The following is a 16,036-nucleotide window of genomic DNA, read 5'->3' as shown; positions in this document are numbered from 1 at the left end:
ACCTTTTACTTTTGTTTTGAGCGATACATGACGAAGTCACCTGAGAAGACAACTTCCTCACCGACATAGCTGTTTACTTCAACTACAGTTCTGCCTTTTTCTTTATCATGTGAGGCTACTTTAGCTTTCGAGACGACTCGTTCGCCTTGTTTAACCTGCCTTGTAAATCTAATATTCGCTTTTGCTGTCAGCGCCAGTTCATCGTCAATGACGGCTACTGCCAGCGAATTTGCCTGGGCGAAGAGATGATGTCCCCTGGCAATTTGATTTCGGCTAAATACATGCTCTTTTCTCACTTCTAAAATGGAAATGGCTTGGTCATCAAGCTCTACATCAATCATTTCTCCAATCACTTCATCCAGCGGAAGTGACTTCACTTCATCCTCTAATGTCTTTTCGGCCACATGCTTAATTCTTTCGCGTAATTCAGGAATCGACAGTTCCAAACGATCAAGACGAACCGTTTGAATGCTTACACCGAATTTACTTGCCAATTCTTCATCAGTAATGAACGGAGTCGAGCTGATCGTTTGCTGGAGAAGCTTTTGACGTTCTTTTTTATTTAGTTTCATATGCAGACACCATCCGTACATTTATGACTAGGTACTAATAGTAGTATATAATCTCATAGATGATAAATCAATCCTTGTTTCAAAAAGACAAGAAAATTCCTCCAGCGCTTGATCAGCTTAATTTATCTCCGCCCAGCACCCCGCTGTCTACCAGCGTTTGCCGAAGTTCTTTGTATTCGGGATCTGTCCAAAATGCGTCTGATTGCACAAGTTCTGCCGCATCTTTTCTAGCGGTTTCCAGCGCTCTGTAGTCATGAACCATATCTGCTACTTTAAATTCAGGCATTCCGCTTTGTTTTTTACCGAAGAAATCGCCGGGTCCTCTTAGTTCTAAGTCCTTTTCTGACAGCTCAAAACCGTCGGTTGTTTCGGACATGATCCGCATCCGCTCTTTCCCCGTTTCTGATTTTGGATCCGCCATTAAAACACAAAATGATTGATGCTCTCCGCGTCCAACCCGGCCTCTGAGCTGATGAAGCTGAGACAGTCCGAAGCGGTCTGCATCATAAATGACCATGATAGTCGCATTCGGTACGTTGACCCCGACTTCAACGACTGTGGTTGAAACGAGAATTTGAACTTCATTTGCTGTAAAGTCTCTCATCACCTGATCTTTTTCATCACTCGCCAGTTTCCCGTGCATTAAGCCGATCGACCACTTACCGCGGTAAGCCTCTGTCAGCATACTGTGGACATCGATCGCGTTTTGCACATCCAGCTTGTCTGATTCTTCTATGAGCGGACAAATAATATACGCCTGTCTTCCTTTTCTCAGCTCTTTATCCACAAATGCAAGAATCCTCTCAAGCATGTCATGCTTGACCCAATACGTTTCGATCTGTTTTCTGCCGGCTGGTAATTCATCAATGACGGATACGTCCATTTCTCCAAAAACAGTGATCGCAAGTGTTCGCGGAATAGGTGTGGCAGTCATAAACAAGACATCTGGATCCTGTCCTTTACTTCTTAGTTTTTTTCGCTGTTCTACGCCAAATCGGTGCTGCTCATCTGTGATAACAAGACCGAGCTGCTGAAATTCGACTTCGTCTTGAATGAGCGCATGCGTACCGACTAATATATCAATCTCGCCCTCTTTTAGACGTTCCAGCAATTCTCTGCGGCGCTTTCCTTTCACAGAGCTTGTCAGAAGGGCGATATTCAGTCCCCATTTTTCAAACAGCTGGTAAAGTGAATCTGCATGCTGTTCTGCCAAAATCTCTGTTGGGACCATCAATGCACCTTGATAGCCGGATAAATGAGCGGCATAAAGCGCAATGGCTGCAACAGCTGTTTTCCCTGAGCCAACATCTCCTTGGAGCAGACGGTTCATCCGGTACGGGGATGCCATATCAGACATAATTTCATCAAGCACTCTTGATTGTGCCTTCGTCAGCGGAAATGGCAGGCTGTGAACAAACTCAAAAACAGCCTCTTTGGAAAACGGATGCTGGATGCCTGATGTTTTTTCTCGCTCTTTCTTTCTGATTGCCTGCATCTTCAATTGAAAGATGAGAAATTCTTCGTACACAAAGCGGCGTCTTGCTTGCTTGAGCGAGTCTCTTGTTTCTGGCAGGTGAATGGCTTTTAACGCTTCCTGATAGGACATGAGTTTATAGGCAAAGGCAAGCTGCTTTGGCAGTGGATCTTCGGCTTTGTCTACATAAAGTGACAGGGCCTGTTTCACAAAGCGTCTCATCATCTTCACGGTTACATTTTCTTTTACTGAATAAACAGGCTCTATACTGCCATCTTGCTCGTGCGTCCCTTTTTTAAATTCCTGCACCATGATGGATTGACGGTTTTTATCCCATTTCCCAGTGACGGATACTGTATCACCTAAAACAAGGCTTCGTTTTAAATAAGGGCGATTGAAGCAAATCGCTGTGATGAGAAAACGCCCGACAAGCAGCCTGAATGTCAGCCTGCTTCGTTTTTTTCCATAATAGGTGAGGACGGGCTCACTGTGCACTTTCCCTTCAACTGTGACACGTTCATCATGCTTAACTTCTTCTAAATTACGAAGCTCATAGTCGTCATATCGATAAGGAAAGTAGCCAAGCAAATCGGCTACTGTATAGATTCCAAGTTCATTGAGTGTTTTTTCGGTTTCTTCTCCAATCCCTTTGAGGACAGAGACGTTATCTTGCAGTTTCTGTATCACGAGATGAGGTCACACCTCCGAAAATCTTCTTTTCAAGCTCTCTTGCTGTCGGTGTTGCAGCAAGTCCGCCTTGTGCTGTTTCACGAAGTGCCGTTGGCATGGTTTGACCGATTTTATACATCGCATCAATGACTTCATCACATGGAATACGGCTTGTGATGCCGGCAAGTGCCATATCTGCTGCGATCATCGCATTTGATGCACCCATTGCGTTTCGTTTTACGCACGGTACCTCGACAAGTCCAGCTACTGGGTCACAAACAAGTCCAAGCATATTTTTCAGTGTAATCGCCATCGCTTCAGCAGATTGCTGAGGTGTACCGCCTGCCATTTCGACAATGGCTGCTGCCGCCATACCTGATGCTGAACCTACCTCTGCCTGACAGCCGCCTGCTGCACCAGAGATGCTCGCATTATTGGCCACAACAAAGCCAAATGCGCCAGAGGTGAATAGGAATCTGACCATTTGTTCCTTAGTTGGCTTTAATGTTTCTTTTACTGCAAATAACGTACCCGGCACAACACCTGCTGAGCCTGCTGTAGGCGTTGCACAAATCGTCCCCATTGCGGCATTGACTTCATTCGTTGCCACTGCCTTACTGACAGCATCTAATATTGTATGTCCAGACAGCGTTTTGCCTGATGCGATATATGCTTGAAGTTTGACCGCATCTCCGCCTGTTAAACCTGATAATGATTTCACACCTTTCAGCCCGTTTTCTACGGCCTGTTCCATCACTTCTAGGTTGCGGTACATCTGGGAGAAAATATCTTCACGTGACTTCCCTGTCACTTCCATTTCTTGCGCGATCATTATTTCTGAAATGGAGGTATTCCGTTCTTCTGTTAGCTGCACGAGTTCTTTGACGTTTTTAAACATCATTCATAACCTCCTTGTTGTTACTCTGCAATTTGTGTGACTTGAATAATGTTTGGCAGCGTTTCAAGCTCTGATAGGACAGCTGGGTCAATATTTTGATCCACTTCGATGGTCATCAGAGCCTCTTGCCCGACATCTTTACGTGCCACTTCCATATGACCGATGTTGATGGCGAATTTCGCTAACACATTGGCCACTGCTGCAATCGTGCCGTAGCGATCGTTATGAACCACAAGAATGGCAGGATGATTTCCTGAAAGCCTGAGCTCAAAGCCATTCAGTTCAGTGATTTCAATTTTACCACCGCCGATGGAAATCCCGATTAATTCAAGCTTTCCATTTGCATCTGATATCTCTACTTTTGCTGTATTCGGATGCGCTGGCACCGCATCTTCTTCTTTAAATTCAATGTCGATCTCTTTGCTTTTTGCAATATCAATCGCTGTTTTGATGCGTTCATCAAATGTATCAAAATCAAGAACACCGCCGATAATGGCGACATCTGTACCGTGTCCTTTATACGTATCTTTAAAAGAGCCATAAAATGAAACGACAATTTGTTTCGGTTCTCTTCCAAATAAGCTGCGAGCCACTCTCCCTATACGAGCCGCACCCGCTGTGTGCGAACTTGATGGACCAATCATGACGGGTCCAATAATATCAAACACACTTCTAAATTTCATAGGTCTTCCCCTCTCATAACCACTCACATATTGGTTTGGTTCTTTCTTTAGACTAATGGATTCATTCGTTTCCCGCAACTCATTTCACCGTTGAATCACTAGTAAAAAATTGCAAAAGAAGAAGAAGGGCTTTATTTGCCCTTCTTTCGTTATTCAACAGCCAAAATATATGAATAAAGCGGCTGTTTTCCATCGTGGACTTCAACTTCTACATCTTCAAATGTTTCTTCAATAAAGGCTTCTAACGCATCCATCTCTTCAGATGATGCATCTTCCCCTTTAATGATCGTGACAATCTCATCATCTTCTGTCACCATTTTGGTCAAAAGCTCTTTTGCTGCATCTAATTGATTTTTCGAGGTTAAGGTAATTTTCCCGTTAAAGAGACCCATATAATCGCCTTTGGCAATGTCGATTCCATCAATTTGGGTATCTCTCACTGCAAAGGTAATTTGGCCGCTTTTCACGTGGTCAATCGCTTCTAGCATTGCTGCTTCGTTGTCTTCATTTGAAGCTGCTTCATTTAGAGAAAGAAGTGCCGACATTCCTTGGGGAACGGTCTTCGTCGGAATGACAACGACCTCACGGCTTGAGACAGTTGCCGCCTGTTTCGCTGCCATGACAATATTAGAATTATTAGGTAAGATAAAGACGGTTTCGGCATGTACGCTTTCAATTGCTGTGACAATGTCTTCTGTGCTCGGGTTCATCGTCTGTCCGCCTTCAATGACGACGGAAGCTCCGATACTTTTAAACAAGTCAGCAATTCCTTCTCCCATTGCGACACTGACGACTCCAAAGCGCTGTTTTTCAGCAGCAGGTGCCTCTGGTGCAGCGGGCGCGTGTTCTCTTTCTTCATTCACAATCGAGCTATGCTGCTCTCTCATATTTTCAATTTTCATATTGATCAGGCTGCCGTAGCGCTGTGCATAGGATAAGACATCTCCAGGCTGCTCTGCATGAATATGAACTTTCGCCAGCGTTTCATCAGACACCACAAGAAGTGAATCTCCGAATTCGCTTAAGTCTTCTCTGAAGGCATTCTCATCAAAGGACTGTTTGTCTTCTTCAAATTTCACCATAAATTCAGTACAATAACCAAATTCGATATCTTCAGTGTTCATATGGCTTTGTGCACTTTTATGATGCTCTGCACTGACAAGTTCTTTTAACGTTGGCAAAGAGGCCGCTTTCAGATGGAGGTCCTCTCCTCTTAATGAAGCAAGGAAACCTTCATATACGCATAGAAGTCCTTTACCCCCACTATCGACAACGCCCACTTCTTTTAAAACAGGAAGCAGATCCGGCGTTCGATCAAGTGATGCTCTCGCTTCCTCAATCGTTAACTCAAGAACGCGGTCAATGTCATTTTCTGCCGCTGAAACAGCAACCGCTTTCTTTGCTGCATCCTTTGCAACCGTTAAGATGGTCCCTTCAATCGGTTTCATCACGGCTTTATATGCTGTATCAACACCTGCCTGTAAGGCAAGGGCAAATTCTTTTGCATCAATCGTTTCTTTTTGTTCGATATGTTTACTGAAACCTCTAAAGAGCTGTGAAAGGATCACGCCTGAGTTTCCTCTTGCGCCCATCAATAGCCCTTTTGACAGGGCCACGCCGACCTTCCCAATATGATCGGTATTTGTTTCTTCAACTGCTTTTGCCCCTGAAGTCATCGACAAATTCATATTTGTCCCCGTGTCTCCGTCTGGCACTGGAAAAACATTTAACGCATCAACAATTTGTGCGTTTTGAGAAAGATGGTGAGCACCTGCAAGAATCATTTTTGCAAATGAGCGGCCATCAAGATTTCTAATAGACAATATATTTCCTCCTTACTACGGGTTCGTAACTCTTACTCCTTGTACATAAATGTTGACCGAATCAACAGAAAGTCCAACTGTGTGAGAAATCGTATATTTGACTTTCGTTTGAACATTATGTGCGACTTCTGATATTTTTGTACCGTAGCTGACGATGATGTACATATCAATATGAATGCGGTCTTCTTTTTGACGCACAAGAACACCCCGGCTGAAGTTCTCTTTGCGGAGAATATCCGTCAAGCCGTCCTTGATTTGATTTTTGGACGCCATCCCAACAATACCATAGCAATCGATCGCAGCGCCTCCTGCCACCATTGCAATGACTTCATTTGATATATCAATTTGTCCGTATTTCGTTCTAAGTTCAATGGACACATTGGTTCCCCCTTTTTGAGAAATTGCCCTGAGTTATCACTATTTTACTATAAGACCCTTCTTTTTAAAAGAAATCATTCAATCCGACCCAATCCTACTTATACTATAGCCTTGATTTTTTATCAAGATGTCAAGGTATTTTTCTTGAAAGAGGAGTAAACAATCCTTGCAAACCCCTTGAAGCTGTGGTAAATTATTAAAGTATCTTGAGGCATCTCTAAGTACGTATATGAAGAATATGATGATGTTTTCGCAGTTAGGAGGGAAACAAATGGCACGTAAATGCGTTATTACAGGCAGAAAAACAAAAGCTGGGAACAACCGTTCTCACGCAATGAACTCTACAAAACGTACATGGGGCGCGAACCTTCAAAAAGTTCGTATTCTAGTGGACGGTAAGCCTAAAAGAGTATATGTATCAGCTCGAGCTTTGAAATCTGGTAAAGTTGAGCGTGTATAAGCAAGAGTAAACGCCTGCTACAATTAATTGTAGCAGGCGTTTTTATGTGGAAATAAAGGAGATTACTCATTAATCTTTCTTAAATGAACCAAGCATCGCACGGACAATGCCGCCAAGAAATCTAGGCAGTTTGATTGTATAAAATTTCATTTTGTCCCCCTCCTAAAAGTACCGCTTGCAGCACAATTGAGCTTAATCAGCCATCCACATTGATAGGTTGGTCAATCTTTGCTTCTTACCATTATTAATATGCCTTCATGAAAAGAAAAAGTACCATTTGAGTGGATGAGTTCGTTACTAATACATAGTGTGGAACCAGGCTCAATATGACAATTTTTCAGAGGATATTTGAAACCTTTTAATGTCAGCTTTTCAACCGGTGTTCCAAAGGGTAGAAACGACACATATTTTTTATCCTGATCTTCTTTTATTTCGTATGTACCAGGTTCAAACATTTGAATGATATTTTGTTTGTCTACAAGGGTGATATTCTGCTTGTGCTGAATCCCTTTGTAAAGAAGATGGATATTTCCTAGAAAATGATCAGCCCTTCCTCCCGTAATACCGTAGATGTAAATATGTGCTGGATGCTGACTCAGTGCCCAGTTCAGTGCAAGCTCTAAATCGGTTTCATCCTTTTCAGCTTGAAATACATTCAGGGCAGGCAATTTTTCTTTCAGCTCCCGAAGCTCTTCTTCTGTCACACTGTCAAAATCACCAAAGGCTTTGGCAGGGATGATGCCTTGCTCTAGTAAGAAGAGGGTTCCACGGTCTACGCCAATCCAGAGAATATCCTTCTGTGATGCTTCATGTTCAAGTGGCGGAATGTATTCAAAAGGACCGCCGGCTACGATATGTATGTGCATGATATACGCTCCTCTCTATATAAAAAGAACCAAAGATCACAATGACTTTGGTTCCTTTCTTTACGCTTCTCGAATTGCCTGGATAGCTGCTGCGCGGTTGTCTTTACCGTATACCGCAGAGCCCGCTACAAGTAAATTAGCGCCTGCTTCCCTGCAGCTCTTTGCAGTCTCTACATTGACACCGCCGTCTATTTCTATCAGTAAATCGGTTAAGCCCTTTTGTTCACTCAGTGCTTTTACTTCTTTTACCTTCGTGAGGACAGATGGAATAAATGCCTGTCCCCCAAAACCAGGATTCACCGTCATGAATAACACAAGGTCCACATCCTCTAATACATGCTCAATGTGAGAAACAGGTGTGTGAGGATTCAAGACGACCCCTGCTTTTACACCTTGTTCTTTAATGTGCTGTATTGTTCGGTGTAAGTGCGGACAAGCTTCCACATGAACAGAAATAATGTCAGCGCCTGCTTTTGCGAATGCAGGAATATACCGGTCTGGCTGCTCAATCATTAAGTGAACATCAAGCGGAAGACGCGTATGCGGTCTAATCGCTTCGACGACATTTGGCCCAAATGTCATATTCGGTACAAAATGACCGTCCATGACATCGATATGAATGTAATCCGCACCGCCTTGTTCCACATCACGGATATCTTTCTCCAAATTGGCAAAATCTGCTGATAAAATGGAAGGGGCAATATAAACCATGATTTAGTACCTCGGCTTTCTGTCTTTGATTTCAGTTAAAAACTCTAAATAATGCTGATAACGATACTCTTTGATTTGATCATGCTCGACCGCATCTTTTATCGCACACCCAGGCTCTTTCACGTGCAGGCAGCCTCGAAATTTACAATCTGCACTTCGGTCTCTAATATCTAAAAAGTATAGACCTAGATCTTCTGCTTCGATGCCAGTAAATTCAAGCGAGCTAAAGCCCGGAGTATCTGCAATGAGCCCGTCTGCTGTTCGAATGAGTTCGACATGTCTTGTCGTATGCTTTCCTCGTCCGAGATGGGATGAGATATCATCTGTTTTCAGCGCCAATTCAGGACTCATCGCATTTAAAAGAGAGGACTTGCCTACACCAGACTGACCGGCAAATACCGTAATTTTATTGTGAAAGTGCGGAGTCAGCTTCTCAATGCCATCTCCTTCAATCGTAGAGGTTAAATGAACCTCATAGCCAATTTGCCGATAGTCGTCTGCATATGCCATGATCGTTTCACGCTCTTCGTCTGTTTTCAATAAGTCCATTTTAGTGATGCAGATAATCGGCTCAATATGATTGGCTTCAACAAGCACTAAAAATCTGTCTAAAAGTGATGTACTAAAAGTTGGTTCTGCTGCTGAGAAAACAAGTACCGCTTGATCAACATTACTAATAGGCGGACGAACAAGTTCGTTTGTCCGTTCTTTTACTTCTAATAAGTAGCCTTCTTTATCGTTGTCTGCTTGATACACGACGTAATCGCCAACAAGAGGTGTAATTTTGTTTTTTCGAAAGATGCCTCTCGCTCTGCACTGAACCACTTTTCCACTCTCTTGCGATTCATCCAGCACATAGTAGAATCCGCTTAATGCTTTTATAATTTTGCCCTCAGGCATAAAGTCCCTCCTTTATTCATCATCAGGGTATTCGATCGTTTTAGAGCTTACGACTTTATCATCAACCGTCACTTGATAATATCCTTTTTGACCTGGTTCAATCTTAAACTTAATGGTCCGCTCAGTCGGCGCAGTGATTGTAAAGCTTTCATATGAATCAGAGATGCTATGCTCCGCATCATCAATGGAAATTTGGACATTCATCTCCTGCCCTTCCGTTTCTGGTTCATAAGGAATCGCAATCTTTTCAGTCACCGTTTTGGCTGGTTTTTCCTTCGGTCCAAGAGAGAATGTAATCTTAACCGTATCACCTGGTTTAACAGCAGTTCCTGCTCCTGGTTCCTGCTTCATGACCTCGCCTTTTGGCACATCGTCAGAATGCGCTTCTTTTTCATCAAGCTTTAATCCGTTATCCTCTAAATAATTCGATGCCGCCTGCTTACTATACGTCGTTAAATCACGTAATGTAATATCGGCAGGACCTATGCTGACAGTCAACGTGACTTCCTCATCTGCTGCTACAAGCTCTGTATTCGCTGATGGATTCTGTTCCATGACAATCCCAGATTCGGTGTCATTATCATTCACTTCCTCCACAACGACCTGTTTAAACCCTTTTTTCTCTAATATTTCTTTTGCTTTATCGACCTTTTCGCCTGTAACATCAGGTAATTCGGTCTTTTCCTTGCCAGTACTTTCGTAAAGCTGAATCTCTGTTCCTTCTTTGACCTTTGTGCCGATTTTCGGATCTGTTTTGACGACGAGACCTTTTTCAATTTTCTCATCAGCGATCTCTATTGACTCCGAAGCGACGGTAAACCCAGCTTTCTTCAAGGCATCTTCTGCTTTTTCAACCGTCATGCCAGATACATCTGTGACTTCCACATCTTTTGGAAAAAGCAGCCCTGGAAACACAGTGATGGCTAAAATTGTCGCAGCAGTCAATATAAATAAGATGGATGCCACAATCCATGGCCATTTTTTTCGTTTCTTTTTCGGCTTTTGTTTCTCTTTTTTCTTCGGTTTTTGAGCCGGGTGGACAGCTGTTTTTTCATTGTCTTGATCGATTAGATGATCTTGAATGATTGGGATCGCTTTCGTTGCTTCATGGTCTTCTTCAATGACAAAGCGTTTTTCTTTTAATCTGGCTGGATCGAAAGCGGTTTTTAAGTCTTTTTGCATTTCAGATGCATCTTCATATCGATAAAATGGATCTTTGGCCATCGCCTTTAAAATGATGTTTTCCACGCTTTGTGGAACAGAAGGATTCCATCTCCTCACAGATGGAGGCTCTGATTGCAAATGCTTCAGTGCGACACTGACAGCCGATTCCCCTTCAAATGGCATGCGTCCTGAGATGAGTTCATAAAGCACAATCCCAAGCGAATAGATGTCTGACTTTTTCGTTGCAAGACCTCCGCGTGCTTGTTCTGGAGACAAATAGTGCACGGAGCCTAGGACAGAATTTGTATGGGTAATGGTCGCTGAGCTGAGTGCCATGGCAATCCCAAAATCAGTGACTTTGATATTCCCCATATTGTCTATTAATATATTGTGAGGCTTAATGTCACGGTGGACGAGCTGTTTCGCATGGGCTTCTTCCATCGCCGCAACGACTTGCTCCATGATGCGAACGGCTTCTTTCGGATGAAGCGGGCCATTGGCGTGTATGTATTCTTTCAGCGTCATCCCCTCGACATATTCCATGACAATATAATAAATGTCATCTTCTTCCCCTACATCGTAGATGCTGACAATATTCGAATGATCTAAGCTTGCAGCTGATTGCGCTTCCCGCCGGAATCGTCTAATAAAATCATCATCGCTCGCAAAGTCAAACCGCAAAATTTTAATCGCTACTTCGCGATCTAAAATCATATCCTCCGCCAAATAGACGTTTGCCATTCCGCCTCCGCCTATGACGCGAAGAATCTGATAACGGCCGCTGATCCTTTTTCCGATCAACACTTGCTGTCACCCTCCTCTGGCTGGGAGGAGATTTCTAACAGTACTGCTGTAATGTTATCTTCACCGCCGTTGTCATTCGCTGTTTGAATTAACTCTGTTACTTTTTCATCTGGTGCGTTCGTTTGCGTTAAAATATGAATCAAATTCTCTTCTTCTACTTTATTCGATAGACCATCTGAGCAAAGCAGGATTTGATCTCCTGGGTCCACTTCAAAGGTGCGTGCATCAATTTGAACACGTTTATCTGTTCCTAATGCTTTCGTGAGCACATTTTTTCTTGGATGATATTCTGCATCCGCTTTTGAAATTTCACCTGTTTTCACAAGTTCATTCACAAGTGAATGATCATCCGTTAATTGGGTCAGCGCTCCTTCTCTTAGCAGGTAGCAGCGGCTGTCTCCAATATGCGCAATTGTGACCGTTTGCAAATGAACGAGCGCACACACAATGGTCGTCCCCATTCCTTGGCACTCCTCATTGTTTTTCGCATGTTCATATACTTGGTCATTAATGTCACTGATTTTTGAGATTAACCAGCTTTCTTGATCGGCTGGCTTTTCTGGAATTGAAGATGTTTTTTCCCAGTATTCTTTCAAAGAAGAGACTGCCATCTTGCTGGCGACATCACCAGCAAGATGACCTCCCATGCCGTCTGCTACAACAGCGAGAAGTGAGTCTTCTTTTGCTTCAAAAATACCTGCATCATCTTCATTATGCTGACGGACTTTTCCTGTATCGGTAAGAAAGGCTGCCCTTATCAACATTCGTCACCTCGTCTCTTCCTGACGCTCCTTCGCTCTTAGCTGACCGCAAGCAGCATCAATGTCATGGCCTTGCTCTCGTCTAATCGTTACGTTTACGCCGCGTTCTTTCAGCGTTTTTTCAAATAGGAAGATTTGTTCTCTAGGTGTTCTCACATAATCTCTCTCTGGTACATAGTTCACCGGAATGAGGTTTACGTGGCACTTGATTCCTTTTAATAGGTCTGCAAGTTCTTCCGCATGGTGAACTTGATCATTTACTCCGCCAAACAGGCCGTATTCAAAGCTGACACGTCTACCCGTCTTTTGAATGTAGTATTCAATGGCTTCCATTAATTTTGGCAGCTTATATGCCTTATTGATCGGCATCAGGCGGCTTCTGATCTCTGTGTTCGGTGCGTGCAGAGATACAGCAAAGTTGATTTGCATTTGCTCATCAGCGAATTGATAGATCTTTGGAATGATTCCGCTTGTCGAAACTGTAATATGACGTGCACCAATATTTAAGCCGTTGTCATGGTTGATGATTTTAAGGAAGGCAAGCATTTCTTCAAAGTTATCAAACGGTTCGCCAATTCCCATGATGACAACAGAGCTGACCCTCTCATCTGTTTCGTCAAGTGCCTGCTGCACTTTTAATACTTGTGCAACGATTTCTCCCGCTTCAAGGTTTCGTTTTAAACCGCCAAGTGTAGATGCACAGAATGTACAGCCAATTCTACAGCCAACCTGAGTTGTGACACAGACAGAGTTTCCATATTCGTGACGCATAAGCACTGTTTCAATTGTATAGCCATCATGCAGTTCAAATAAAAACTTGATCGTTCCGTCCTGAGACGTTTGTTTGATCACGGTTTTTAAAGTTGTGATAGTAAATTGATCTTTTAATTTTTCTCTTAAATCTTTGGAGAGGTTAGACATTTCATCAAAGGATGTCACACGTTTCTCATAAAGCCACTCAAAAATTTGAGCTGCGCGGAAAGGCTTTTCGTCTTGTTCTTTTAACCATTCTTTCATTTCGTGAAGCTCAAATGAATAAATCGACGGCATATCTGTTTTCAGTTCTTTTCTTACTTTTTGTTCTGTCATTTTTTATCCCTTCTTTCTCATGCTGCAAATAAAGAAACCATCTGTTCCGAAATAATGAGGAAGAATTTGTACACTTCCGTTTTGAACAAACGGAGCAACCTGCTCAGGCAGCCGTTCATTAAGAGATAGATCGGGTTCGAAGTCTTGGTGTTCTTGTAAAAACGCATGAATCACTTGTTGATTTTCTGTTGGGTCCATTGTACATGTACTATATACAAGGGTTCCGCCAGGCTTTAAAAGCGGAGCTGCTTCTTTTAAAATTGCCTGCTGAATAGCAGCAAGCCTTGCTGAGTCTTCTGGAGACTTAGTATATTTCATATCTGGTTTTCGTCTGATGACGCCAAAACCAGAACACGGCGCATCAATCAGAATACGGTCAAATGAAGCTTCGCTGTAATAGTCTTTCGCTTTCCTCGCATCAAGCGCTTTTGCCTCAATCTGAGTAAGGTTCAGGCGTTTTGCTGCTTGTTTGATGAGTTTCACTTTGTGTTCATGTAAATCAAGTGAAACAATTTGTCCTTCGTCGTTCATACGCTCTGCGATATGTGTTGATTTTCCGCCTGGAGCCGCACAGGCGTCAAGCACTGTTTCTCCCGGCTGAGGGTCTAGTGCTCTTGCGACAAGCATTGAGCTTTCATCTTGAATGGTCACATAGCCTTCTTGAAAAGAAGGGGTTGAAACGATGGACCCTTTCATCAGCTTGAGTGCATCTTCAGATAAGTCGCCGAGCTCCGTTTCGATTCCAGCATCCAGCAGTTCTTGCTGCAATGCCGCGCGGCCGGTTTTCATTCGATTGACACGGAGGGTTTGCTTTGGCGGTACTAAATGAATGCGGCACATGCTTTCTGCCGCTTCAAATCCGTACGACTGAACCCATTCCTGCACGAGCCATAATGGGTGGCTTGTCTCAATTGAAAGCCGCTTGACCGGATCTTTGATGTCATCAAAAGCCGGAACACCTTCTCTTTGCACGGAACGAAGAACGCCGTTCACAAGTGAAGAAATGCCCTTGTGCCCTCTCTTTTTCGTTAGCTCAACTGCTTCATGGATGGCTGCACGGTCTGGAATCTTTTCAAGGTAGACCATTTGATAAAGAGACATTCGCAAAAGCTGCATGACCCATGAAGCCACCTTTTGCGGTTTTTTCACAAATGGTGCCAGCATATAATCTAATGCCAGCTTATTTTGCAGTGTACCGTACACAAGCTCTGTTAAGAGCGGTTTGTCCTGATCTGCCAAGTCTTTGTCTTTCATGACTGACTGCAAAAGCAAATTACTGTAAGCTTGGTTTTGTTCAAGTTTGATTAAAGCGTCCAGCGCTACTTCTCTCACATTACTTTTCTTCATTCATTAACCCTAATTTCTGTCCAATTTCGATATTTGCGCCTCTTAAGAAGTCTTCGCCGCTCATTTTTTTCTTACCAGCTGGCTGCACACCTGTTAATAAAAGGCCTTGCTTATTCCCAGTTCCAATGACCGGACCTTCTTTTTGAAGCTCAATCACTTTCCCAGGTTCTTCTTGCACTTGAAGTGGAACTTTTTTCGCTTCCCATACTTTTAGATGAGCCCCGTTCCATTCAGTATAGGCAACTGGCCATGGATTTAAGCCGCGAACTTGGTTGTAAAGCTCTTCTCCGGTCTTTGTCCAGTCTAACCTTTCTTGCTCTCGCTTTATATTAGGTGCGTACGTTGCCGCTTCTTCATTTTGCGGAATTGGAGAAATAGATCCGCTCAGAACATTTGGCACAGTATCTTTCAGCAATGCGGCGCCTGCTACACTTAATTTGTCATGTAATGTACCGACATTGTCTAATTCGTCGATTTCTACTTCTACTTTACTGATCATGTCCCCTGCATCGAGTCGTTCCACCATGTACATGATGGTGACGCCTGTTTTCTTTTTACCTTGAAGGATCGCATAATGGATCGGCGCGCCGCCTCTTAGTTCTGGCAGCAGTGAGGCATGAACATTGATACAGCCAAACTGAGGTTCATCCAGTAATCGTTTTGGTAGAATTTGTCCAAATGCCGCCGTTACAATTAAATCGGGCTTTAATGAAAGCACTTTATCAATTTCTTCATCAAGACGCACCTTTTCAGGCTGCAGTACAGGAATGCCGTGCTTTAAGGCTTCTACTTTCACAGGAGGCGGTGTGAGTACTCGTTTTCTGCCTTTTGGGCGATCTGGCTGCGTGACGACCCCGACAACTTCGTATCCTTCTGTTATGAGTGTTTGCAGCACAGGTACTGAGAAATCAGGGGTTCCCATAAATACAATACGTGCCATTTTCTTCACCCTTCCATTTCCGCAAGTTCTTTTTCTGTATAGGTTTGAATGGTTTTCGACGTGAATAATATGCCGTCTAAATGATCAATTTCGTGCAATAAGGCTCTTGCTAAAAATCCTTCTGCTTCTATTGTAAATGGTTTGCCTTTCTTATCAAAGGCTTTTACCTTCACATAGCTCGGTCTTTCTACTGTGCCATATAAAGATGGAAAGCTCAGGCAGCCTTCAATATCTGTTTGACTTCCTTTCACTTCAAGAACCTCGGGATTCACTAAATCAATTCTGCCAGGTTCTTCTCCGATATCGACAACAGCCATTCTTTGTGAAATGCCGATTTGTGGTGCTGCTAGTCCGACTCCATCTAGCTCAAGCATTGTATCATACATATCATCAAGCAGTTTTTTGAGCTTTTTATCGAACGTATCAACAGGCTCTGCCTTTTGTTCAAGTACTTCTGCCGGATGTATGACTATTGGTTTTACTGCCACTTAAAGCCC

Annotated in this window: 17 protein-coding genes; 1 reads left to right on the top strand and 16 read right to left on the bottom strand. The window is 43.2% G+C overall.

Features of this window, described 5'->3' with window-relative positions:
* Positions 1-5: 5 nt before the first annotated feature.
* The 6 genes from fapR to GKC25_RS07345 form a co-directional block, all read right to left on the bottom strand.
* Positions 6-572 (bottom strand): transcription factor FapR, encoded by a 567-nt coding sequence (gene fapR, locus GKC25_RS07370; RefSeq protein ID WP_024424199.1) that lies wholly within the window; start codon positions 570-572, stop codon positions 6-8.
* Between the two features lie 112 nt (positions 573-684).
* Positions 685-2,733: an ATP-dependent DNA helicase RecG gene (recG, locus tag GKC25_RS07365; RefSeq protein ID WP_187704496.1), complete on the bottom strand. Its 2,049-nt coding sequence runs from the start codon at positions 2,731-2,733 to the stop codon at positions 685-687.
* Complete coding sequence (gene sdaAA / locus GKC25_RS07360; RefSeq protein ID WP_034663849.1) at positions 2,711-3,613, bottom strand: L-serine ammonia-lyase, iron-sulfur-dependent, subunit alpha; 903 nt, start codon at positions 3,611-3,613, stop codon at positions 2,711-2,713. The genes recG and sdaAA overlap by 23 nt, the downstream gene beginning before the upstream one ends.
* Before the next feature lie 20 nt (positions 3,614-3,633).
* Entirely contained in the window at positions 3,634-4,296 is a 663-nt protein-coding gene (gene sdaAB / locus GKC25_RS07355; RefSeq protein WP_034662425.1) for an L-serine ammonia-lyase, iron-sulfur-dependent subunit beta, read from the bottom strand.
* Positions 4,297-4,445: 149 nt separating this feature from the next.
* Complete coding sequence (locus GKC25_RS07350; protein WP_268495207.1) at positions 4,446-6,119, bottom strand: DAK2 domain-containing protein; 1,674 nt, start codon at positions 6,117-6,119, stop codon at positions 4,446-4,448.
* 15 nt (positions 6,120-6,134) lie between these two features.
* The gene (locus GKC25_RS07345; RefSeq protein WP_003211680.1) at positions 6,135-6,497 is read right to left on the bottom strand and encodes an Asp23/Gls24 family envelope stress response protein; all 363 of its coding nucleotides are present in this window, start codon (positions 6,495-6,497) and stop codon (positions 6,135-6,137) included.
* A 271-nt stretch (positions 6,498-6,768) separates the two neighbouring features.
* On the opposite strand from GKC25_RS07345, the gene rpmB reads away from it, so the two are divergent.
* Complete coding sequence (gene rpmB / locus GKC25_RS07340; RefSeq protein ID WP_003212514.1) at positions 6,769-6,957, top strand: 50S ribosomal protein L28; 189 nt, start codon at positions 6,769-6,771, stop codon at positions 6,955-6,957.
* 69 nt (positions 6,958-7,026) lie between these two features.
* On the opposite strand, the gene spoVM is transcribed toward rpmB, so the two are convergent.
* The 10 genes from spoVM to def form a co-directional block, all read right to left on the bottom strand.
* Positions 7,027-7,107, bottom strand: coding sequence for a stage V sporulation protein SpoVM (gene spoVM, locus GKC25_RS07335; protein ID WP_008354550.1), 81 nt, complete (start codon positions 7,105-7,107; stop codon positions 7,027-7,029).
* 71 nt (positions 7,108-7,178) lie between these two features.
* On the bottom strand, positions 7,179-7,823 hold the full coding sequence (locus GKC25_RS07330; RefSeq protein ID WP_060596226.1) for a thiamine diphosphokinase: 645 nt from the start codon (positions 7,821-7,823) through the stop codon (positions 7,179-7,181).
* A gap of 60 nt (positions 7,824-7,883) precedes the next feature.
* Entirely contained in the window at positions 7,884-8,534 is a 651-nt protein-coding gene (gene rpe, locus GKC25_RS07325) for a ribulose-phosphate 3-epimerase (protein WP_034662431.1), read from the bottom strand.
* Between the two features lie 3 nt (positions 8,535-8,537).
* Entirely contained in the window at positions 8,538-9,434 is an 897-nt protein-coding gene (rsgA, locus tag GKC25_RS07320; RefSeq protein ID WP_034662434.1) for a ribosome small subunit-dependent GTPase A, read from the bottom strand.
* Positions 9,435-9,446: 12 nt separating this feature from the next.
* A complete protein-coding gene (gene pknB / locus GKC25_RS07315) occupies positions 9,447-11,402 on the bottom strand; it encodes a Stk1 family PASTA domain-containing Ser/Thr kinase (protein WP_187704494.1) in 1,956 nt (651 codons plus the stop codon).
* A complete protein-coding gene (locus GKC25_RS07310; RefSeq protein ID WP_187704493.1) occupies positions 11,396-12,166 on the bottom strand; it encodes a Stp1/IreP family PP2C-type Ser/Thr phosphatase in 771 nt (256 codons plus the stop codon). Before GKC25_RS07310 ends, pknB begins: the two co-directional genes overlap by 7 nt.
* A 3-nt stretch (positions 12,167-12,169) precedes the next feature.
* The gene (gene rlmN, locus GKC25_RS07305; RefSeq protein ID WP_034662441.1) at positions 12,170-13,252 is read right to left on the bottom strand and encodes a 23S rRNA (adenine(2503)-C(2))-methyltransferase RlmN; all 1,083 of its coding nucleotides are present in this window, start codon (positions 13,250-13,252) and stop codon (positions 12,170-12,172) included.
* Positions 13,253-13,255: 3 nt separating this feature from the next.
* Entirely contained in the window at positions 13,256-14,599 is a 1,344-nt protein-coding gene (rsmB, locus tag GKC25_RS07300; RefSeq protein ID WP_187704492.1) for a 16S rRNA (cytosine(967)-C(5))-methyltransferase RsmB, read from the bottom strand.
* Positions 14,586-15,539, bottom strand: coding sequence for a methionyl-tRNA formyltransferase (gene fmt, locus GKC25_RS07295; RefSeq protein WP_060596221.1), 954 nt, complete (start codon positions 15,537-15,539; stop codon positions 14,586-14,588). Before fmt ends, rsmB begins: the two co-directional genes overlap by 14 nt.
* Positions 15,540-15,544: 5 nt before the next feature.
* Positions 15,545-16,027 (bottom strand): peptide deformylase, encoded by a 483-nt coding sequence (gene def, locus GKC25_RS07290; protein WP_187704491.1) that lies wholly within the window; start codon positions 16,025-16,027, stop codon positions 15,545-15,547.
* Positions 16,028-16,036: the final 9 nt, after the last annotated feature.

The sequence above is a fragment of the Bacillus pumilus genome, from assembly GCF_038738535.1.
GTDB lineage: Bacteria > Bacillota > Bacilli > Bacillales > Bacillaceae > Bacillus.
This window is presented reverse-complemented; position numbering and strand designations above follow the sequence as displayed.

Coding starts and splice junctions, on each gene's coding strand:
- fapR (WP_024424199.1), bottom strand. CDS start 572: ATGAAACTAAATAAAAAAGAACGTCAAAAGCTTCTCCAGCAAACGATC.
- sdaAA (WP_034663849.1), bottom strand. CDS start 3,613: ATGTTTAAAAACGTCAAAGAACTCGTGCAGCTAACAGAAGAACGGAAT.
- sdaAB (WP_034662425.1), bottom strand. CDS start 4,296: ATGAAATTTAGAAGTGTGTTTGATATTATTGGACCCGTCATGATTGGT.
- rpmB (WP_003212514.1), top strand. CDS start 6,769: ATGGCACGTAAATGCGTTATTACAGGCAGAAAAACAAAAGCTGGGAAC.
- spoVM (WP_008354550.1), bottom strand. CDS start 7,107: ATGAAATTTTATACAATCAAACTGCCTAGATTTCTTGGCGGCATTGTC.
- GKC25_RS07330 (WP_060596226.1), bottom strand. CDS start 7,823: ATGCACATACATATCGTAGCCGGCGGTCCTTTTGAATACATTCCGCCA.
- rpe (WP_034662431.1), bottom strand. CDS start 8,534: ATGGTTTATATTGCCCCTTCCATTTTATCAGCAGATTTTGCCAATTTG.
- rsgA (WP_034662434.1), bottom strand. CDS start 9,434: ATGCCTGAGGGCAAAATTATAAAAGCATTAAGCGGATTCTACTATGTG.
- GKC25_RS07310 (WP_187704493.1), bottom strand. CDS start 12,166: ATGTTGATAAGGGCAGCCTTTCTTACCGATACAGGAAAAGTCCGTCAG.
- rlmN (WP_034662441.1), bottom strand. CDS start 13,252: ATGACAGAACAAAAAGTAAGAAAAGAACTGAAAACAGATATGCCGTCG.
- rsmB (WP_187704492.1), bottom strand. CDS start 14,599: ATGAAGAAAAGTAATGTGAGAGAAGTAGCGCTGGACGCTTTAATCAAA.
- fmt (WP_060596221.1), bottom strand. CDS start 15,539: ATGGCACGTATTGTATTTATGGGAACCCCTGATTTCTCAGTACCTGTG.